Below are 21,689 nucleotides of genomic sequence, written 5' to 3' on the forward strand. Positions count from 1 at the left end.
ATAAATTTACTGTACTGCATTAAAATTACATTGCATGCTTAAGAAAAACTTGCCTAATTTATTGACAATTTCTCGTGCGCTTGCAATACCAGCAATAATATTAAGTTTTTATATAGAAAACAAATATGCAAACTTGATAACAATATCAATCTTTATGTTTGCGTGTGTTACAGATTTTTTTGATGGTTATCTGGCACGTGCATGGAAAGTTCAATCCAAGTTTGGCAAATTATTCGATCCAATTGCTGATAAATTAATAGTAATTTCAACAATAATTATGCTAATTTATAGACACAAGATAAATGATTTCACTATAATACCATCGGTTATAATTATTTGTAGAGAGGTATTGGTTTCTGGTTTACGAGAATTTTTGATAGCCACAAATACTAGCTTACCTGTAAGCAAAGTTGGGAAAATCAAAACATTCTTACAGATGGTTGCTGTTGTAGCACTAATAGTAAATGATTATGAAGCAGCTCAATGTATAGGTACAGTTTGCCTGTGGATCGCAGCTATCATAACTGTATGGTCTGGTTATAACTATGTTTTAACTGGAATCAAACAGGTTAGCTAGTTTCTTAAGAAAGATCTAAGTAGCTAAAAGATTCAGATAAATCTGATTAAATGATTTGAATGATATATAATATATTAATATATAATCAAATATAGTTGATATGATTAATAACTAATGATGTGTTTTTACTAAAAGATTCTTGAATATATTCTGATATTTGATGAAGAAGTTTAAAGTAAAGTTCTTAAGATAGTCCTTCCAACTCTGAAAAGAAGGTAGATTATAAAAATTAATATATACCAGTTCTGTTTGCATTACTAATAAGCTATTGAGCTAGAAGATCTAGTATTAAGTATTTTGTTGTTAAACAATGGTGTATAAGCTAACTTTATAGTTCTATCATATATTCGTATATTGTGTTTATCTTGTTTTGTCTTGTGATTAATAGTGAAAAAGATGACAGCGAAAGAATAGACTGTAAGGGATTGAGAACGGGGAAATAGAAAAAAGAGCATGACCTTTTTTAGTATAAGCGACTGTTTAATTTGTGCTAAGGCTGCAGTAGCTGTGTTGGTTATTATAGTGTAATAATGGAGTAATCTTTGCCCGAATGAGAAGTATACATAGTTTTACCTACTTATTAATATAATTGCTTTCTTTAATCATTTGTTGTTACGTTTATTGATATAGAAGAAGTGAGATAAAAAATTTAAGGAGATAGGGAAGCTTGATCTTGACTTGATAATTTGAAATCCGAAGTAGTTATATATATTTTTACTTTCTACAGGTCAATGCTGCTACCTATATCTTAGGTAAGACAAGTAGCATAGGAGCATATATCAATAGCGTTAATATCTTCATTAAGTTCGATGTTTGTCTTTGAATTTTTTGGTACTGCATTTAAAACTATGATTATACAAGTATCGATTATTCACTTTTGCAAAAAAATACTAAATAACCTAACTAAAATAAAAAAGGTTGGTTTAGAAGTTAAGGCACTGTTTTAGATTTGATAATTATTGTGAGCAAGAAATAACTATGTAGGTTCTCTATCTAGCTATTTTTAGAGTGAGAAGTCTATTTATTCTGTAATATTTAGTCTATACTGTACTTCAGTTTAAAAATCTTATGTGTAAGACTTTGATTCTATGCCTTATTCTTCTGATTTGCCCATTTGCTCAGTCTCATGGGAGTAATTTAGAAATAACTGAATCTGAGCTGTATAAAAGAGCAGTTAAGCTTTTTGATAGGAAAAAGTACAGGCAGGCTATCGTAGTATTTCAAAAAGTAGAAGACTTGTACCCTTTTTCCTATAGAGCGATGAAAGCTAAATTATTATCTGGTATTTCTCACTATAATATGGGAAACTATAGCAGTGCTATAAGTGATACAGATGATTATATACAGATTTATTCACATGGCGAAGATTTATCTTATGCATATTATTTAAGAGTACTGTCTTACTATATGCAAATTCATAAAGTGCAGCTTGGGCAGCAAGTTGCATATAGAACTTTAGACCTAGCCACTGAGTATATTAATCTCTTTCCGGAAAGTAAATATACAAAGGAAATAGAAGGGAAAATGAAGATAGTTACAGAACATATACTTGCGAAAGAATATTATACTGGTATGTTCTATTTAAGGCGTGGTGAGTACTTAGCAGCGATTAAACGGTTTCGGAATGTAATGAGTAATAGAAATACTAAATATTTTCTTGAATCTGTTGGCTATCTAATTATAGCCCATTCGGCTTTTGGCCTTGACCTAGAAGTTCAACAATATAAAAATCTATTGGTGCGAAATCTAGAAAATTAAGGAAAGATGAAGCTCTCTATGAGAGAAGCAGATCTAAAAATTTTCTTTAGTTTTCCCCATACCTGATATATAATCAGGTTTTTAGTTATTTGAATATGGCTGGTCACTCACAATTTTCAAATATAAGGCATCGGAAAGGCGCTAGAGATGCAATGCGCTCTCAGAAATTTGCAAAGCTCATTAGAGGGATAACGGTTGTTGCAAGGCAAGGATTACCTGATCCTGAGCTTAATTCACGTCTTCGCTCTGCTCTGTTTACTGCACGCAAAAAGAATTTACCGAAAGGTAAAATAGAAACAGCAATAAGAAATGCAACTGGCAATGCTCCAGGGGAAAATTATGAAAAAATACAGTATGGAGGCTATGGACCATCTGGTACTGCGCTTGTTGTTCACGCTCTAACTAATAACCGCAATAGAACTATCTCTGAGGTACGTTATATTTTTTCTCGTAAAGGTGGAAGTTTAAGAGAAACAGGAAATGTTAGTTACCTTTTTAATCAGGTAGGTTTGATCACCTATAAAGCAGAAGATGTAAACTTTGGAGATCTGTTTAATCATGGAGTCAAATTAGAAGTATTAGATATTGAGGAAAATAGTAAAGAGGGGTTATATTTTATAACTTGTAAAGTAAAAGACTTCGGCAGGATACGTGATGCTTTTTATGCAGAATTTGGAGAGCCGGAGCTTGCTCGCCTTTCATGGCAACCAAAGAACCCAATTAAAATTAGTGACAAGGAATTAATCGATAAACTATCTATGTTAGTTAAAGAGCTAGAAGATAATAATGATGTTCAGTATGTTGAAGGTAATTTTAGTTTTGTTGATTCTACTTAGACTATGAAGTTGAGAGTGTTTGTATTGCTTTACACATTACTAATGTCCAATTTACATGCTTCTGAAATACCAGAGAGCAATAAAGAGATCTTGTTAGTATCAAGTGACATAAAATCTTCTTTTTTTACTACGGCAATTAAACAGGGGTTAGCTTTAAATACAGTAATGAAGTTAATCAATATATATGAGAATTTCGGTATAAATTTTAAAAAAGATATTGTACCAGAGAGTAACTTGAAAGTTCTTTTTGAAAGATCACTTAGTAATCAGAGGACAAAAGAGAAAATTTTATATACTTCCCTTGTAACAGATAAAAAAACTACTTGTTTATATCATTATAAAATAAGAAATGGCAAAGAAAGTTATTTTAATAAAGATGGGGTAAGTCTAAGAGATAGTAAAACTTTTATTAGTCCTTTAAATGGTGATTTTTCTATATCTTCAAAGTTTGGCAACAGAAAGCACCCTATTCACGGTAAGATTGTTTTTCATAAAGGAATAGATTATGTAGCTAAGTTTGGTGACAATATATATGCAGTTGCAGAAGGTGTGATAGCATATATAGGAAATAATGGAGGGTATGGTAAATATATTAAAATAAAACATAAAAATGGATATTCAACTTGTTATGCTCATATAAGTAAGTTTAGTGATGGTATAAAGTTAGGCTCAGAAGTAAAGCAAGGCCAGGTTATTGCTTATGTTGGTAGTACTGGTGTTGTAACAGGTCCACATTTGCATTACGAGGTCATATATAACGGTAAATATATTGATCCGCTTACAATAGTACATGGAAAAGAAGTAAGGCTGATTGGTCATGAATTAAATGAATTTAAGCTTTTTGTAAATAAGGTAAACAAAGCAATCGGTAAAAAAGAGATTAAAGTAAAAGAGGTTTTTATGTAACAAGTACAAGAGTTCGATGATGGAATTTAATAATTCTTTTTTTGTACTAGTAACATTGATATTCTATTGATAGTTTAGGTAGTAAAATTGTACTTGAAGTTGTATTTCAGTGCTAACTCTTTCTCATGCTTTTTAATGACCTTAACAAAGCAAGAATAATGGAATTTTTGGCATTACGTTTCAACTTGTTTCAAGCGTGAAGTACCTGCCACAAATTTTACTTACTAGTAAGTATATTATATATCTTAAACTTCAGGATATCAATGCAAAAAAATAAAGTGGAGAGATATGAAAGTGATAAAATATAGATTTTAGTAGTAATTACTTAAGAAGTAAGTTATATACAGGCATATTGAACGTTAGTAACTATTAATTTATTCTTACAAGACAACTTAGTGATTAAGAGAAATGACAAGTAACTACTTATATAAAGGTGGAGATAATAAGAAGTCTTTGTGTAAAACACTAGTATGGCTTTAAATAGATTGTAGTCAAGTTAAAAAAGTTACTGAATTATATTCAGTACATTGAAGCTTTAGAAGTGTAAATATTATATTTGTCTGGAATTGCCAAGTGACACTAGATATTAACAAGTACATATTACTATCTTTACAAGAAAATGCATAGGAAAAACTCAGGATTATTGAGTAGTAATATAATAATGCTGAATGATGCTGAGTATAACGAATTGAAAAGCAGAACAATGGTTTACTAAGTTTAGTAAAGGAATGAGAAACACGCTGGGATAAATCTTAAAATTTTACTGTTAATATTAAAAATTAGTTATATCTTCTGTTTTTTTACGTGCGTTAATACTTAAGCCTGTTAAATGATAAATATAATCTAGAATATTAAGCATAATGATTAGATTAATGGATCAAAATAAGCTGTAGTTACACAGAATTTCACTTACAAAAGTGTACTACATTTTTTATTAAATCTTGTTATTTCTAAATATGGATCTGCAAACATGGATGAATTTCTGATCCTGAAGTCACCTAGTTTAGTGAGGTAGGTTCTAAATATGCTGAGGTAATTTTTCTATAGCAGATAAAAACTGAACCATTTTTGTTATGAGCTCCTGAATTCAAGTATCTCCAAGCCGGATAGCTTATTATATAAATTACACTTCCTAACCTCTTGTGAAAGGCTTATTTTAGTGAATTAAAGAATTTGCTTTAGTTAAGTCATAAAATTGCTAATGATCTAATTAATGTGTCTGCTTTAGCTAAAGTTTTTCTTTAGTTTAGTAAAGATGTGTGGTAGAAGAAGTCTATGATAAAAGAATCACTAGTGAAAACTGATGTAGAACAAATTGAAAACAAAAAAGCAACAAAAGGGGTTTTTAAAATATTAGGTGAAGTAGCAGATGCTGTAAGGTCATGGATTGGTAATATTGGTCCTGATTTAGATAATAGTCGTGATATCAGTAGCTTAGTTTTAAAGATGAATGAATGCTTAAATCCAAAGGGGGGAGAAGTCTCAGCACGTAAAAATACTGTATCTCTTGGTAACTTGTATTTAAGTTTGTCAGAAAAAGGTAAAATAAGGTTTTTGCAGACTCTGGCAGAAAAGTTCAACACGATTAAAGCAGAAATAGATGAGAAAATAATGGAATACAAGGAAAATAAGAATCCTGAGTTAGACTATAAATTCGAGCAAGACTTGGTGAAAGTTCTTGAGCCACCATGTTCTAAAATATTAAAACAATTTATTTCACTACCAGAAGGTCTTAAGTTCATTGTTGATATGCGTTCTGATGTACTCAAGTTAAAAAACCAATATAGAGAGCTTGATCGATTGGAAAGTGAGCTAAAAAATATACTTCTCTCATGGGTTGATGTTGATCTACTTGATCTTTGTCAAATTACTTGGGGCTCACCTGCATCATTGTTAGAAAAACTTATAAAGTATGAAGCTGTGCACAAAATTTCTTCTTGGGGTGATCTAAAAAATAGACTAGATTCTGATCGCCTTTGTTTTACTTTTTTTCATTATAAAATACCAGACGAACCTCTAATTTTCGTAGAAGTTGCGCTAATGAATAAGATCGCCGATAACATTCAACATCTCCTAGATGAATCAATGCCATCAAGTGATCCGAATAATGTAAATACTGCTATATTCTATTCAATATCAAATACTCAAGCAGGGTTGTCTGGAATTAGTTTAGGTAATTTCTTAATTAAGAGAGTTGTGGAAAAGCTGTCACGAGAGTTTAAAAGTATAAAAACTTATGCGACTCTCTCTCCAATACCTGGTTTTATGAAATGGCTAAAAGAAAATCTAAGTCAGGATATTACTTTGCTAAGTAAATTGGATATAAAGCAATCTAGTATAGAGATCTTAGAAAGCATAGAGCAATTAAAAACTAATATTAAATACAAAAAACAATGCTTGTTGAAGCTTTGTGCATATTACTTGCTAAAGGTCAAAAATGATGATAGTAGTGCCTATGACCAGGTAGCACATTTTCATTTAAGTAATGGTGCATCAATAAAGCAACTAAACTGGATGGCAGATACTTCAGAAAAGGGTATTCACCAATCAGCAGGAATAATGGTGAATTATCTATATGAATTATCTGAGATAGATAACAACCATGAAAATTATATGGTTAATAGGATGATTTCTTGTGCGAAGCAAGTATCATCTATATTAAAAGGGTGATAAGTGGTTGTTCTAATGATACTTAAGATATAAAATAGTTACTTAAAATAAGTATACTCATGAATAATATAAGAAATTTTGCAATAATAGCGCATATAGATCATGGAAAATCAACACTTGCTGATCGTTTGATAGAAAGGTGTAATGGTCTTGAGATGAGAGAAATGACTGATCAAGTGCTTGATTCAATGGAGATAGAACGTGAGCGTGGAATCACAATCAAAGCGCAGACCGTAAAACTTGACTATACTACAAGTAATGGCAATCAATATTGCTTAAATCTGATGGACACTCCAGGTCATGTTGATTTTTCATATGAAGTAAGTCGAAGCTTGGCTGCATGTGAAGGTTCTCTTTTAGTAGTGGATAGCAGCCAGGGAGTTGAAGTTCAGACTATTTCGAATGTGCATAAGGCAATTGATAATAATCATGAGATAATAGTTGTACTCAACAAAGTTGATCTCCCTGCTGCAGACCCAGAGAGGGTAAAGCTTCAGATTGAAGAAGTCATTGGTATTGATACAAGCAAGTCAATTTTAATATCTGCAAAAACTGGATTTGGGATAAAGGACGTATTAGAAGCGATAGTAACGAGACTTCCAGCACCACATGGTGACATGAATGCTCCTCTACAAGCAATTTTGATTGATAGTTGGTATGATGCTTACCTTGGAGTAGTAATTTTAGTGCGTGTTAAAAATGGAATACTAAAAAAAGGCATGAGAATTGTTATGATGTCTAGTAAAGCTGTATATCAGGTAGATAATATTGGTATTTTTACTCCCAAAAAATTTATGACTGGTAAACTTTCAACAGGTGAAGTTGGGTTTATAACTGCTTCGATAAAAGAAATGACGGATTGTAAAGTAGGAGATACTCTTACCGAAGAGAAAAGACCATGCAGTGAGGCATTCCCTGGGTTTAAAGAAGTACACCCTGTAGTATTTTGTAGTATTTTCCCTAACAAAACTGATAATTTTAAGTATTTAAGAGAAGCGTTAGAGAAGTTACACTTAAATGACGCAAGTTTTACTTTTGAAACTGAGACTTCAAATGCACTCGGTTATGGGTTTCGTTGTGGGTTTTTAGGAATGTTGCATCTTGAAGTTATTCAAGAAAGGCTTCAGAGAGAATTTGATTTAGGTCTGATATCAACTGCTCCAAGTGTTATATACAGGGTCATAACACAAAGCAATGAAATTATCAATATCCGTAACTCTAGCGATATGCCAGATCCAATAAAAATTAAGATAGTAGAGGAACCATGGATTTCTGCAACTATAATGGTACCAGACCAACATTTAGGAAGGATTCTATCTTTATGTAAAGAAAGAAGGGGAGAACAGAAAAGCTTATCTTATACTGCTAAAACAACAGTCTTATTAAGGTATAAATTGCCACTGTCTGAGGTTGTTTTTGATTTTTACGATAGGCTGAAATCCATTTCTAATGGATATGCAAGTTTGGACTGGGAAATTTCTGATTATCAGGAAAGTCAAATAGATAGGTTAAGTTTTTTAGTTAATGGGAAACAAGTTGATGCATTGGCTTGTATTGTCCACAAAAGCAAAATAGAAAAAAGAGGGCGGGAAATATGCTCTCGTTTGAAGGACTTGATACCTAGACAGCAATATAAAATTACAATTCAGGCAGTGGTAGGCAGTAAAATTGTTGCCAGAGAAGTAATTAACCCATACAGGAAAGATGTTACAGCTAAACTCTATGGTGGTGATGTAACCCGAAGGATGAAACTTTTAGAGAAACAAAATAAAGGCAAGAAAAAGCTTCATTCTATAGGTAGTGTAAATATTCCACATAGTGCTTTTATCCAGGCTCTAAAAATGAATAATTAGTACATGAAAGTACAGCTGAAGATACTAGGATTTATTAATAAAGTGTTCATCTACGTAATTATCAATAATTACCTTAAATTCTTCAAATATGTTGCTGCCTTGTAAAGTTTTAAAATACTTGCCATCTTTATAAACTGCTGAAACTGGCTTTTCTTCACGCCCAGGTAAACTAATTCCTAAATTAGCATGTTTACTTTCTCCTGGTCCATTTACAATACAACCCATAACGGCGATGTTCATATGTTCTACACCTGGATTTTTTTTCTTCCAGGTTGGCATGCGAGCTTTGATATAGTCATTTACTGCTCCAGTTAATGCACGAAAACGATCACTGCTTGTACGCCCACATCCTGGGCAGGAGATAACTTGAGGATGAAAGTAACGCAATCCTATGGACTGCAATATTTCTTGGCATAACATCACCTCATTAGTTCGTGATTCACCTGGACGTTGAGTTAAAGAAGCACGTATCGTATCTCCAATTCCATTTTGTAGTAAGTAAGTAAGCCCTGCCGTAGTGCTTACTATGCCCTTATTGCCCATGCCAGCTTCCGTTAAGCCTAAGTGTAAAGCATAATTAGAAGACCGTGCAAGGGCTGTATAAATTAAAATTAGATCTTGTACTTTGCTTACTTTGCAAGAGATAATTATTTTATCTGAGTTGAGTCCAATTTCTTCAGCCTTTTCTGCACTATTAAGGGCCGACATTGTAAGTGCATTACGTAATATAATATCAGGTGATTTTGGGTTAATAGATAAAAAGTTTTCATCCATCAGTTTTTGTATAAGATATCTATCAAGGCTGCCCCAATTTACTCCGATCCTGACAGGAAGATCATACTTAACTGCATATTCTATAACTCTCTCAAATTTCTTATCACGTTTATTACCAAAACCTATATTACCTGGGTTTATCCTGATTTTGCCTAGCATTTTGATGTTGCTTGGATAATTTTGAATTAACTTGTCTAGCTCATATTGCCCGCAACCTACTAGTATTTTACCATCAAAACCTTCCTTATTTATCTCTTCTACTATATAAGGTATCGCTCTTGCTACTTCCTCCGAATTTAAGGAGATTCGTACCAGCTCTGAACCAGCACATGCTAGTTCTATTATTTCTTTTGCGTATTGCTTAGCACTTTTTTTTATATTGTTAGGGTCTATATATACACCAAGTGCCATAGATTGCACAGCTATAGGATTATTCCCACCTATTTTTACTTGTCCAACTTTTACAACATGAGTCTTGTGCCGAGAAGATTTATATAATTCATCCAATGGACCTGTATTCAGCATATCTTTAAATCTATTCTGACATATCACATATGTCCTCAGAAGAATTTAAGCTACTTGGTTTATGTTGTATCCCATTATAGGGATGAGTAATAGACTTATGTAAACAAGTTTTCTTTACTGGTATGTTTTTTTTAGTGACATTTATGGATGATGTTTTTTCTTGTACTTCCTTAACCTTCTCCTTCTCTTGATGTTTATTCTCTTGCTGCTCACTTACATGTCTGTAAACCTCCTCTTGGTCTATAAATATGGCCCCTTTTAGACGTGCAATATTAATACCATATTGGTTTACCATAGCATCCTTTCCATCGTCACATATACAGGTTTCTAAATTGCTTACCTCCCTATTAAGATTAAGGAGGTTAACTTTTTTTTTCTCTAATTTTTTAGCTAAATTCTCCTTACTTGTATTGGTATTAATCATACTTTGCAATTTTTTCTTCTTCAGAATTTCTCTACGCTTCTTATATAACTTATAAGACTCAGCAAAATCTTCATCTTCATAAAAGTTCACACCACCAGGATTACCTGGAGGTTTGTATTTCTCACTAAGTTTTAACTTAGATTTAGTTTCAGCACTGTATCCAATAAGAAAGGTAGAAATTAAAAACATCAGTGCAAACTGAACCTTAAAAAAAGCCTTAGGCATATGGTTTCATAATAAGTATTATTTTCCTTAAAATAACAACTAACGGCCTTTAAGTAAACCTGAATCTTTACCAATTTTGTAATGAATAATAGCTTATAAATGATTTGGAATAATTTTGTCACGCTTCTAGCCTTCGAAAGGCATAGCTATACTTGTATACCTATCTAAGTAAGAAAATTAATGAGCCAATCAAATCATGTAGTTAGGAAGTAGAGCTATTATAAAGATATTGACTCTTAGATACATACACAATTTTTTATGAAGATAGATTAATCTAATAAATTCAGAAGTGATACCATGAAATTATAATAACAATCCTTAGTACTTAAGAAGTATGGTAACTAAAAACCGTCTAATAACTGCCTAAAACTCTTATTTCCCATTCAAGCTCGACGTTAAACTTATCTTTTACTTTGTCTTTTACTATGTTGCCAAGGGTTTCTAGTTCAAACGAAGTTGCATTATTACAATTGATCAGAAAATTGCAGTGCTTCTTAGAGATTTTAGCTCCTCCATTATTTAATCCTCGGCAACCAGACTCATCAATCAATTTCCATGCTTGGAAGTTTTTTGGATTTTTAAACAAGCATCCAGCAGTTTTTCCTGTTGGCTGGCTTTTATTTTTTTCATAGATAATTTTCTTTAGTTTTTTGAGTATGATCTTGCGCTCTGAACCTATACCTTTAAACTCAGCCTCGACAAAAATCCATCGTCCATTCAAGCTATGTCCGCGGTAAATATAACCCATCTTTTCGCTTGAGAATTCATACAAGTCTCCATCTTCTAAATTTACTGCTTTTATGGACTGTATGATGCTTGCAATATCTCTGCCATAAGCACCTGCGTTCATTTCTATTCCACCACCAACTGTTCCTGGAATTCCAACTAAAAACTCTAGTCCGCTGATTTGTCGCTCACTAGCAAAGTAAGCTAGATCTTTGAGTAATACAGCACCACCAGCAACGATAGAATTATTTCCTATGAACCTAATATATCTGAATCCCTTACCCAATTTTACTGTTATCCCTCGAATACCATTATCCCGTACTATTATATTTGATGTTGCACCGATAACATTAATTAGCGATTCAGTCTTCTTAATCAAGCATGTTAAATCTTCAATATCATTTGGTTTGAATAATACATCAGCTTGCCCGCCAACGTTTAACCATGTTATTTTAGACATTGAAGCGTTATATCGATAAATCCCACGTATTTTGGGTAAGCTCATAAGCATCTTGATTTTAACTCAAACCCTGCATCTACACCGATTTTTTCTGCATCTTCTGCGAACGAAGTACGCTCAGTAAAGTATATATCTTTTTCATCTGCTAGCATACAATAAAGATGTAGCAAGTTTTCGCTTGTATATTCTGCTAAAGCTGCGAGTGGTGTAAAGCATGAGCCATTTACTGTCTTCATAAAACTGCGTTCTGACTTTATTCTTATATAAGATCTACTGTCATTAATTTTTTCTAAAAGGTTAATGATTTTTACATCATTTTTCCGACATTGTATGCAAATTGCTCCTTGTCCTACTGCACTTAACATAGTTTTTGGTAGCAATACCTCTGTAACTAAGAAACGTTTTTTTAATCTTATCAAACCAGCTTCAGCTAGAATCATTCCATCAAAACTATGGTTTTGCAGCCTAGTTATTACATTTCCACGTAACGGTACTATATTTAAATCTGGTCTGAAATTTAGCAATTGGACTTTTCTTCTTATTGAAGAAGTCGCAATCGTAGCCTGCTGCGGCAAAGCTTCAAGGCTGCTATGTTTATTAGAAATAAATGCATCGTATGAACTTAGTCTCTCTAAGGTGCAAGGAATTACTAAGTCTTTCGAGAAAAATGCTGGAACATCTTTTACTGAATGCACTGCCATATCTATATTCTTCTTAAGGAGTTCAATTTCAATTTCCTTGAGGAATAATCCTTTACCTCCTATTTTTGCAAGGTTTACATCAGTATATTTGTCACCTGAAGTCCTTATCTTAACTATTTTGATAGATAAATCAGAAAAAGAGCTGATCAATTTCTGTTTTACTTCTAAAGCCTGAATGATGGCAAGTTTGCTTTCTCTGGTACCTATTTTAACTAACATATATTAAGTTTTAACTTAAATAGTTTACACAATTAGTCTATAATCAATGTTTTATACTTACAACTTATGTGTAATTGGCTTATAATTAAGTCTTTCTTAGTGCTGTCTGTTTTCTTGTTTGCTTTATATGTAATATTACCAAATTCATTTGATAATAGGGTTTTTATTTCGAAAAAGAAAATCAACTTGGGACTTGATTTGAAGGGTGGATCGTCTCTACTTTTTGATGTAGACTTGAATTCCTACTTCAAAGAAAGATTGAGTACACTAGCAGATGAGATAAAAGAAAGTCTGCTAACAAGAGACATTGAATCCAGTGTACAAAGTGATAAGCAAGTAGTTATAACTTTGGCTAATGCTGATGACTATAAAAGAACTTCTATATTAATTCACAAGATGAACTCAAACTTAGACTTAAATAAAAAAGATACCTTAATTTTCATCTCATATAAACCTTATTACAAAAATTATCTAACCAATAAAGTAATTTCGGAATCAATGAATAATCTACAGAGACGCTTAGATAAACTTGGTACTAAAGAAGTAAGGATCCAAAAACAAGGACGAAACAAGATATTAGTTCAAGTGCCTGGTATAGAAGACATTGAGCAAATAAAATCTTTACTTGGTAAAACTGCTAAGCTATCCTTCCATTTGGCAAACACTAACGTAGCTAAGATGAGAGATATAGATCATGAAACTACAGTGATACTTAAAGACCATTGGGGTAGCTCTTATCCCGTATTTCGAAAAACTGAAATGAGTGGTACTTCGTTGGTGAATTCGTCAGTTAGATTTAACCACTTGGGTAAACCAACAGTACACTTTAAATTTGATAGTATAGCAAGTAAAAGATTTGCAAAAACTACTAAAGAAAATGTAGGAAAGCCCTTTGCAATCATTTTAGATAACACGGTCTTAGCTATGCCAATAATACGTGAACCCATCCTAAATGGCGAAGGAGAAATTAGTGGTAATTTCACTGAGAAGCAAGCAAGTGAGCTTGCAATACTTTTAAAATCTGGAGCACTACCAGCACCACTTAAAATAATAGAGGAGAAAAACATTGGTCCAATTCTTGGAGAAGAGTCAATAAAAGCAGGGAAAATAGCAGCAGTAATCTCTGTTATAGCGGTTGCCGTCTTTATAATTATAGTTTACGGTAAATTAGGCTTATTAGCATCTATTGCACTGCTTTTTAATGTGATTTCTATACTATTAATTCTTACTTTACTTGAAGCAACTCTAACTCTACCAGGAATTGCTGGGATTGCACTAACTGTTGGCATGTCAGTAGACGCAAATGTTTTGATATTCGAGCGCATTCGTGAGGAAATAAGGTCAGGAAAAAGAACAATTCGTGCCATTGAAGAAGGCTTCAAAGGTGCAATAAAAACAATTCTTGATTCAAATATAACAACACTAATTGCTGCTGGAATAATGTTTATTATTGGTAGAGGAGCGATTAGAGGCTTTTCTGTTACCCTATCAATAGGAGTTTTATGCTCGATGTTTTCTGCAATCATAGTTACAAAACTGCTAATAGAATTGTGTGTAAATCCAGAAAAATTAGTCCTTTAGTTTAGTGTATTGCTACAAAAATAGTAAAATCGCATGTAAGTCATCTTGAAGCCTGCTTTATGTATAAATTTGTAGTGCTTTTCTATATCTCTTGTGGAGACTACTTTTTGTTTACATTAAAATAATTAAGTTATACTTAGGCGACAAAGATACTTGAGTGACATATTTATCAACTTACTCAGCTTGACAAAGCTTAACTGTAATTTTTCTACCTTATATGCTTAAAGTCAGTTATCTCTTCAAATTTTGAGAGTCTCTTTATAAAAGGAGAAGTTAATAATATAATAATAAAGTATAATTACTTTTTTATTAGTGAGCTTATAAAAAGATAGGTAGAGCTACATCAAATGTTCTCTGCATGAACTAGAAAGATGACGGTTGATTCTTATACTTCTTATAGTATTTACTTGCATCCATATTTATGTATTTCATATCCAAACATTTTCGATTTTCCTGCTGATCATGCAATATAAAGGGTATATTATCTAATTCAGTGATAAAAGTGATTGTGCCAGATCAGTATTGCATTTTTCTAAGTTACCTAGTAATGTTAAAGCTATCAGCAACTATAAGCTATATGCAAAAAAAAATTGGCATAGCTTTATTTTACCAATTGTATCGCAATTGATATATATGCATGTTTCATTTTGATTACTGAATGTTTATCTCTAAGTTAAATGTTATTTAGGATTTTATGAACATATGATTATCCAAAAAAATACAGGTGGAATTTAAAAATGACATTAGATAGAGATAATCCATTAATAAGAGAATTTGAAGAAGCTGGGGCAATTCTACAAGGGCATTTTATCCTATCCTCTGGGCTGCATAGTGGTATATATATACAATGTGCTAAAATTTTTGAAAATCCAAATATGGCAATGAAAATTTGTGGGTTACTAGCAAGTAAAATAAAAAAAGAATTAAATAGTTCCATGGACTTGGTGCTGTCTCCGGCTATTGGTGGGATCATCGTTGGTTATGAGATTGGTAAGCATCTTGGAATCAAGACAATATTTTGTGAACGTGTTAATGGCAAGTTTGAATTACGCCGTGGATTTGAAATTAAACGAGGTGAAAAACTATTATTAGTTGAAGATGTGGTAACTACTGGTAAGTCTTCGCTTGAAGCTGTAGAATGTGCAAAAAATATGGGAGGTGAAGTTGTTGCTGAAGCTTCTATAATCAAGAGAAATATTGAAGTGCAATTACCATTTCCTATTATATCCTTGCTAGAATTAAATATCAGGAACTATAGTGAACTGGAGGTTCCTGAAGAATTAAAGCAACTACCAATAACTAAGCCAGGAAGCAGAGAGTATCTAACAAAATAATCTTGTTTGATGTCATTTAACATGACGAAAAGCACTTGATAAACCTTGCTAATTTTCTTTGAGAACATTTAACTTTATTTACCTAATTTGAATCTATGTAGATAGAATAATAGAGATGCTATATAGTTGATCCTTCATGTTTGTCAAACTATGTTACCTCGTACTTTTCTTACTACTTAATAGTTCTTGATTAATGCGCTACAAATTTCTTAAAATAGTGTGTGATGTTGATTTGCAAGGGTATCAGATAAAACATATCTGCAAGGTTTTTACCTTTTTATTTAGTAAGTTTTTTGATCTCTATAGTTAGATTAATTCAAGAACTGTCCAACAAACAAACTCAGCGTATGGAATAACAGACTTACATTTCTTTTTAGTGAATTGTGTTCTTGATCTATTTGTATGGTAAAAAGAGAAAATGCAATGCTAGGATAGTTAATATCTCTTTGTAAAGAGGTAGATGAGAAACTTATTATCAAAAGATTAAAATCTTGATCATTAATACTATAATTATAGACCATAACAAAAAGTAAGTCTTTGCACTTGATTTAAGTTTAACTTGAATATTCTCTAATTTTTGATCAGCTATTAAATTTAATTTTTCTATAAGGTTGAATACTTCTTGAATTGCTTTTACAGGGTAAGAAGTTCTTATTTTTTCTCTATAATCTGTTTTATTTTTATGTTGATTCTTTATGCATGATTCAACTACCTTCCAAATATTGATTTCTGGGCAGGTTTTTCTGCAGATTCCTTCTAGCAAAATCATAGTTTTCTGCAAAAGTAACAATTGTGTTTGAACCTTCATATTAAAATCACTAGTTATTTTGAATAACTGGGCAAGTAAATTAGCAAAAGAGATTTTCTGTATAGGTTGCCCTATAATAGGTTCACCTATTGCCCTACATGCTGCAACAAAATTTTTGTGTTGTGGGGAAACATAGCCAGCTCTAAAATGTATCTTTGCAACATGGTCATAATTCCGATTTAAAAATCCTCTTAGTATCTCTACCACACAGTAACACGTTTCGCGATCTATTCGACCCATGATTCCAAAATCTAGAGCAATAATATTGTTGTTAATATCGACCATTAGATTCCCAGGATGCATGTCTGCATGGAAGAAGCAGTCTCTATATACTTGATTACAAAATGATTCTATAAGATTGACAGCTACCTGTTTACGATTATTTAGTTTCTCAACTTCGTATATTGGTGTTGCTTCTACCCATTCTGATGTTAAAACCTTCTTCGAAGTCCTGTGCCAATCTACTTCCGGTACATAGAAGCCTCTATCATCTCTTGTATTTTCTCTCAATTCTGAAGAATGAGCAGCTTCAAAACGTAGATCAAGCTCTAATCGACAGATCTCAGCGAAAGTTTTAACTAACTCAATCGGTTTTAATCTCTTTGATTTTTTGCTAAACCTCTCTATAATTCCTGCAAGCCAAAAAAGCATTTTTATATCTTTCGAGAATATTTCTTCAATATTTGGCCTTAAGATCTTTACTGCAACTTTTTTACCTTCAGTTGTAGTCGCTCTATGTACTTGAGAAATTGAGGCAGCTGCAATTGGATCCTCAGAAAAATTTAAAAAAATATCGCTTAGTTTGCAATTAAATTCGCTCTCTATAGTTCTAATTGCTATCTTGTGTGAAAATGGTGGTAATCTATCACATATCAGCAGCAAGTTATCCGTTATATCTTCGCTTAAAATATCTGTGCGTGATGAAATAGATTGTCCAAATTTAATAAAAACTGGACCTAACTTTTCAAAAGCACACTTTAATTTATAGCCACGTATTTTATTTATTGACCTCTGCGAGGTAGAAAATAAACTGCATGATATCCTATAACGGATTAATATCCAAGTTATATATATAAGGCGCAAAATGTTACAAATCATTTTGCTATATAGCTACTAAATATTTCGCTTAAAGTCTTATTCTTCATAATTTCACCAGGTTTCCCTTGGTAATATATAATATGGTTTATACAAACTATGTAATCTGAACATGGCACTATGGATCCTAAATCATGAGATGTCATGAGGATTGAAATCGATCTTTTTTTTGCTATTTTATCTATGATATCGTAGAACTTGGCTCGAGCATTAATGTCCATTGCACTAACTGGTTCATCTAAGATAATCAAATCTGGTTCTGCGATTAAGCATCGTGCAAGTAATAATAGTTGTGTCTGCCCTGCAGAAATTTCCAATACCTGACTTTTTAAAATATTTCTAATACCAACTAATCCTACTACTTCTGTGAGAAGTGATTGATTTTTCTCCAATTTTTTGGAAAAACTGTTTAAAAGGAGGTATTCAACTGTTATTGGCATCAAATTGCTAATGCTAAAATTTTGTGGCATATAACTAATTTTTATGTCATCAGCAAACACAACATTACCAGTAGAGTTCTTATTTATACCAGCAACTACCTTAAGTAGTGATGTTTTACCTCCACCATTTGGACCAAGTATAGTAACTACATCTCCTTTTTTTATTGATAAGTTGATACCATCAAGAACTTTCTTATTATCATATACAAGAGCAAGGTTTTCTATTTTTAGAATACTACTATTGACAGTGTTTAACTTTTTGACGAAACTTAACTCTTTTCCGATATTTTCATGAGACATTTACTGGCTTCTTTTCTATTGCTTTTGGTTACACTATACCATAGTAGTGCTTTCTCATCCAATCTAAAAGTTGTAGCTACAATAAAGCCTATACATTCACTTGTAGCTTCTGTTACAGATAAAATCTTAGAGCCAGTTTTATTAGATTATACAATGTCTGCACACGATTACATATTAAAACCCTCTGACGCGAGTAGTTTGGAATCAGGTGATATCATATTTTATGTTGATGATAACCTAGAAACCTTTGTTAAAGCCTTTGCTAAGAATAATAAAAAACTTGTGCAGTTATCGAAAATAGTTAATCTACTTCCTGCTCGTCCACATTCATTTTCAAAGCATATTCTTCATATTCAAGAAGGAAAAGATCTGCATATTTGGCTTAGCCTTGAAAATGCAAAAAACATGATACACTTTATCAGTGCAACACTATCTGATGTAGATAAGAAGAATGCGCATTGGTACCATTATAATGGAGAAAAGGCTATAAAGAGAATAGATCAAGAGATAGAAAAGGTTGCAAATGAATTAAGTGACTTTAAAAATAGAAAATACATAGTTACTCACGATGCTTACCAATACTTTGAAAAGTATTTTGGCTTAAATTATCCAAGTGTAATCTTATCTATAGAAGAAGATACTTATATAGGAATGAAAAGTTTAATGAAATTAAAAAAAATAATGGAAAAAGAAAATATTAAATGTATAATTTCCCCTTCACGAGAAGATAGTATACAGCCTAGGTCTTTTTTAAATGATATAAGAACTGTAATTCTTGACCCTATTGGATCAGATATAGAACCTGGAAAGGACGCGTATCTAGCTATAATAAATAGCATCACACAAAGCTTCAAGTCTTGTTTTATCGAGAAATAAACCTTAGTTAGCAAAGATTGTGAATACCTGTTAAAAACGAGGTCATAATGTACAAGCATTAAAGAATTGAGTGACACTTATAAAGTGAAGAATATCACCTAATAGAGCTTGCTGAGCTGGAATCAATTCATTGCTATACCTAATCTGCTTCATGAATATCTTACATACTACCTTATTTGTTTTACTTCAATGTTTTCCTAAAAAGACAAGATTATATGATGGAGCAGCTTTGTTCAGTCGACTTAAGGCCACATTAGTTCATATTTAGCGAAAAAGAAAGGTATTTCTCTGTAAGCATCTTCTAGACTACCTGAGCCATGAACTCTGTTTTCACTAATATTGCCAGCAAAATCACCTCTAATTGTACCTTTATCTGCTTGTTTTGGATCTGTGGCTCCCATAATTTGCCTGTACTTATTTACTGCACTTTCACCGGCTAAAACTTGGACTATTATAGGATCAGAAACCATAAATTCTACTAGCTCCTCAAAAAAAGGCCTATCTTTATGAGCTTCATAAAGAAATTCTGCCTGTCTTTTTGTTAGTAACATCATTTTTTGCCCTATAATTTTTAGCCCAGATTTTTCGATATAGGAATTTATATTACCTGTAATACTGTTTCTTACTGCATCAGGTTTTAATATCGAAAGCGTTTTCTCGATTGCCATGTTATTTTTTCATATAGATAGGATTAGGATATTTATGGACTTATTTTATTACTAATTTTTATTTTATCAAGACTGTTTTTCATTTATAGTAAAAAATAAACTATTAATAGAGTATACTGCATGAGCAAGTGTTGTTGTAATGATAAGCAAGGTAAGTCCATTAATAGGCAGCAATCTAAAATTGGCATTACCGCTGAAAAAATTGTCAATGACTTGAAGTCATCAATTTTTTGTGGGATAAAAGGCTTCTTAACTTTTAACTTGGCTTTTTTGAGCTATTTAGAATGTAGTTTGCGTCACAATGCAAAATTGCAGGGTAGTGCTGCTTTCGCAATGAAAAGTAATGCTATTCCATTCCTTGAGATGCTAATTATAACTCCGCTTGTTTGTTTCGTACTACCAGCTATGATAGGTAATATAAGTATTATGAAGCGTATACTTATATGTGCTATATCAATGATAGTACCATGTTTCCTTGTAAGGAATTTTTATGTGCGTGAGAAGTTACTAGAGAAAATTACTGATTATAGTAAAAAAACAGTAGAGACAGAATTTAAGGAAAGCACTATAAAATTTCCTATCTTCTATCAAAAAAGAGAGTACAACGAGCCAAGCAATACTTCCTTTTTTGTTGAGTCCTTAATTTTCCCTCTCAAATTCTCTCAAAGTTGCTTCATGCTATCCTTAGCTACTGTTGAGCTTCTTGAGGTAATACCAATTTTTTTTGTTGATTTGTGTTTTGATAGAGATTCTTTTATATCTACAAGTAATAACCTTCATAGGTCTAGTAATTTATTATATGCTAGTGTAGAAAATCTAGTGCCTGTCTCTATATTTGATGGACTTGTAGCTGAGTGTGTAAGTACCTTAGCAACTTGTTGTAGTATATAGGTGAGAAGGGCAATTATCTTATTTAACTTTGGTGGACCTGATTCACTGAGTGATGTTCGTCCCTTTTTATTCAATCTTTTTTATGATAGAAGAATAATAAATTTACCAAATCCTTTTAGGTTCATTTTAGCAAAATTTATATCTGCAAAACGCGAAAATACTACACAAAAAATATATAAGCAAATTGGAGGGAGATCACCGATTCTAGAGAACACAAAAATGCAGGCTAAAGCGCTTGAGTATGAACTCAATAAAGCTGTATTTTATAGTTCTAGTAGTACAGTTTCAGAATCTAAAAAAGAGAATTTGGTTCCAGCATCATGTACTGAAATGCCAAAGCTAGCTAAGGTATTCATATGTGTGCGTTATTGGCATCCATTTGCTGATGAAGTTATTAAAGATGTAAAGCGATTTGATCCAGATGAGGTAATTTTGCTACCTCTATATCCTCAATATTCAACTACTACAACTTTGTCATCTATCGATGATTGGCAGAAGAGTGCTAAAAAACATGGCTTTGAATGCAGAACAAAGATAATTCATCATTATTATGATAATAAAGACTTTATTGAAGCTCACGCCCGCTTGGTAGCAAAGTACTATAAGCTGGCTAGTAGAATTGATAAGCCAAGAATACTATTTTCAGCACATAGTTTGCCACTAAGCATTATTGAGAAAGGTGATCCTTATGCTTTGCAAATAGAAAAAACAGTGAGATTAATAGTAAAAAAATTAAATATTAAAGCCCTTGATTGGGCAATATGTTATCAGAGCAAGATTGGACTTGTAAAATGGCTAGAACCTAGCATAAAGAGTGAACTATTGCGTGCAAAAGCTGATGGGGTACCTGTAGTTTTATCACCTGTATCTTTCGTTTCTGAGCATTCAGAAACACTTGTTGAACTTGACATAGAGTATAAAGCACTAATCAATAGTGGATGTTACTTTCGTGTGCCAACTCTCAGTACCGATTCTTTATTTATTAAATGTTTAGCTGATTTGTGCAGAAATAGCTTTTAAAATTGTGATTTATAGGACTTTC

18 protein-coding genes are annotated in these 21,689 nt (G+C 32.3%); 11 read left to right on the forward strand and 7 right to left on the reverse strand.

What is annotated here, in order from left to right; all coding sequences use genetic code 11:
* The first annotated feature begins 34 nt into the window (after nt 1–34).
* The 6 genes from pgsA to lepA all read left to right on the forward strand — a co-directional run bounded on the left by pgsA (nt 35) and on the right by lepA (nt 8,600).
* A complete protein-coding gene (gene pgsA / locus GOY13_RS01695) occupies nt 35–577 on the forward strand; it encodes a CDP-diacylglycerol--glycerol-3-phosphate 3-phosphatidyltransferase (RefSeq protein WP_175814105.1) in 543 nt (180 codons plus the stop codon).
* Nucleotides 578–1,645: 1,068 nt separating this feature from the next.
* Nucleotides 1,646–2,335: an outer membrane protein assembly factor BamD gene (gene bamD / locus GOY13_RS01700; protein WP_175814106.1), complete on the forward strand. Its 690-nt coding sequence runs from the start codon at nt 1,646–1,648 to the stop codon at nt 2,333–2,335.
* 95 nt (nt 2,336–2,430) lie between these two features.
* Nucleotides 2,431–3,171 carry a YebC/PmpR family DNA-binding transcriptional regulator gene (locus tag GOY13_RS01705; protein WP_175814107.1) on the forward strand — a complete coding sequence of 247 codons (741 nt, stop codon included), beginning with the start codon at nt 2,431–2,433 and terminating at the stop codon, nt 3,169–3,171.
* Between the two features lie 3 nt (nt 3,172–3,174).
* Complete coding sequence (locus GOY13_RS01710) at nt 3,175–4,077, forward strand: M23 family metallopeptidase (RefSeq protein WP_175814108.1); 903 nt, start codon at nt 3,175–3,177, stop codon at nt 4,075–4,077.
* 1,275 nt (nt 4,078–5,352) lie between these two features.
* Entirely contained in the window at nt 5,353–6,747 is a 1,395-nt protein-coding gene (locus GOY13_RS01715; protein WP_175814109.1) for a malonyl-CoA decarboxylase domain-containing protein, read from the forward strand.
* 59 nt (nt 6,748–6,806) lie between these two features.
* Nucleotides 6,807–8,600, forward strand: a complete 1,794-nt coding sequence (gene lepA, locus GOY13_RS01720; RefSeq protein WP_175814110.1) for a translation elongation factor 4 — start codon at nt 6,807–6,809, stop codon at nt 8,598–8,600.
* Between the two features lie 24 nt (nt 8,601–8,624).
* Here lepA and ispG read toward each other — a convergent pair whose 3' ends face one another.
* The 4 genes from ispG to hemC form a co-directional block, all read right to left on the reverse strand.
* Nucleotides 8,625–9,899 (reverse strand): flavodoxin-dependent (E)-4-hydroxy-3-methylbut-2-enyl-diphosphate synthase, encoded by a 1,275-nt coding sequence (gene ispG, locus GOY13_RS01725; RefSeq protein WP_175814111.1) that lies wholly within the window; start codon nt 9,897–9,899, stop codon nt 8,625–8,627.
* A 10-nt stretch (nt 9,900–9,909) separates the two neighbouring features.
* Nucleotides 9,910–10,548: a TRP75-related protein gene (locus GOY13_RS01730; RefSeq protein ID WP_175814112.1), complete on the reverse strand. Its 639-nt coding sequence runs from the start codon at nt 10,546–10,548 to the stop codon at nt 9,910–9,912.
* Nucleotides 10,549–10,900: 352 nt separating this feature from the next.
* Nucleotides 10,901–11,785, reverse strand: a complete 885-nt coding sequence (gene murB / locus GOY13_RS01735) for a UDP-N-acetylmuramate dehydrogenase (RefSeq protein WP_175814113.1) — start codon at nt 11,783–11,785, stop codon at nt 10,901–10,903.
* Complete coding sequence (gene hemC, locus GOY13_RS01740) at nt 11,776–12,654, reverse strand: hydroxymethylbilane synthase (protein ID WP_175814114.1); 879 nt, start codon at nt 12,652–12,654, stop codon at nt 11,776–11,778. Before hemC ends, murB begins: the two co-directional genes overlap by 10 nt.
* 66 nt (nt 12,655–12,720) lie before the next feature.
* Between hemC and secD the strand changes: the two genes are divergently transcribed.
* Together secD and pyrE are read left to right on the forward strand one after the other, a co-directional pair.
* Complete coding sequence (secD, locus tag GOY13_RS01745; protein WP_175814115.1) at nt 12,721–14,235, forward strand: protein translocase subunit SecD; 1,515 nt, start codon at nt 12,721–12,723, stop codon at nt 14,233–14,235.
* A 737-nt stretch (nt 14,236–14,972) separates the two neighbouring features.
* Nucleotides 14,973–15,569: an orotate phosphoribosyltransferase gene (gene pyrE / locus GOY13_RS01750; protein ID WP_175814116.1), complete on the forward strand. Its 597-nt coding sequence runs from the start codon at nt 14,973–14,975 to the stop codon at nt 15,567–15,569.
* 475 nt (nt 15,570–16,044) lie between these two features.
* Here the strand turns inward: pyrE and ubiB are convergent, their stop codons facing one another.
* Both ubiB and GOY13_RS01760 read right to left on the reverse strand, forming a co-directional pair.
* Nucleotides 16,045–17,475: a 2-polyprenylphenol 6-hydroxylase gene (gene ubiB / locus GOY13_RS01755; RefSeq protein ID WP_175814117.1), complete on the reverse strand. Its 1,431-nt coding sequence runs from the start codon at nt 17,473–17,475 to the stop codon at nt 16,045–16,047.
* Nucleotides 17,472–18,212, reverse strand: coding sequence for a metal ABC transporter ATP-binding protein (locus GOY13_RS01760; protein ID WP_175814118.1), 741 nt, complete (start codon nt 18,210–18,212; stop codon nt 17,472–17,474). Before GOY13_RS01760 ends, ubiB begins: the two co-directional genes overlap by 4 nt.
* Here GOY13_RS01760 and GOY13_RS01765 point away from each other — a divergent pair.
* Nucleotides 18,204–19,088, forward strand: coding sequence for a zinc ABC transporter substrate-binding protein (locus GOY13_RS01765; protein WP_175814119.1), 885 nt, complete (start codon nt 18,204–18,206; stop codon nt 19,086–19,088). The two genes, GOY13_RS01760 and GOY13_RS01765, sit on opposite strands and share 9 nt — an antisense overlap.
* 242 nt (nt 19,089–19,330) lie before the next feature.
* Here the strand turns inward: GOY13_RS01765 and ndk are convergent, their stop codons facing one another.
* On the reverse strand, nt 19,331–19,756 hold the full coding sequence (gene ndk, locus GOY13_RS01770; protein WP_175814120.1) for a nucleoside-diphosphate kinase: 426 nt from the start codon (nt 19,754–19,756) through the stop codon (nt 19,331–19,333).
* A gap of 120 nt (nt 19,757–19,876) precedes the next feature.
* Here ndk and GOY13_RS01775 point away from each other — a divergent pair, with 120 nt between their 5' ends.
* Both GOY13_RS01775 and hemH read left to right on the forward strand, forming a co-directional pair.
* Nucleotides 19,877–20,647 carry a hypothetical protein gene (locus GOY13_RS01775; protein ID WP_175814121.1) on the forward strand — a complete coding sequence of 257 codons (771 nt, stop codon included), beginning with the start codon at nt 19,877–19,879 and terminating at the stop codon, nt 20,645–20,647.
* Nucleotides 20,648–21,667, forward strand: coding sequence for a ferrochelatase (gene hemH / locus GOY13_RS01780; RefSeq protein ID WP_175814122.1), 1,020 nt, complete (start codon nt 20,648–20,650; stop codon nt 21,665–21,667).
* Nucleotides 21,668–21,689: the final 22 nt, after the last annotated feature.

The sequence above is a fragment of the Wolbachia endosymbiont of Cruorifilaria tuberocauda genome (assembly GCF_013365475.1).
In the GTDB taxonomy this organism is placed as follows: Bacteria; Pseudomonadota; Alphaproteobacteria; order Rickettsiales; family Anaplasmataceae; genus Wolbachia.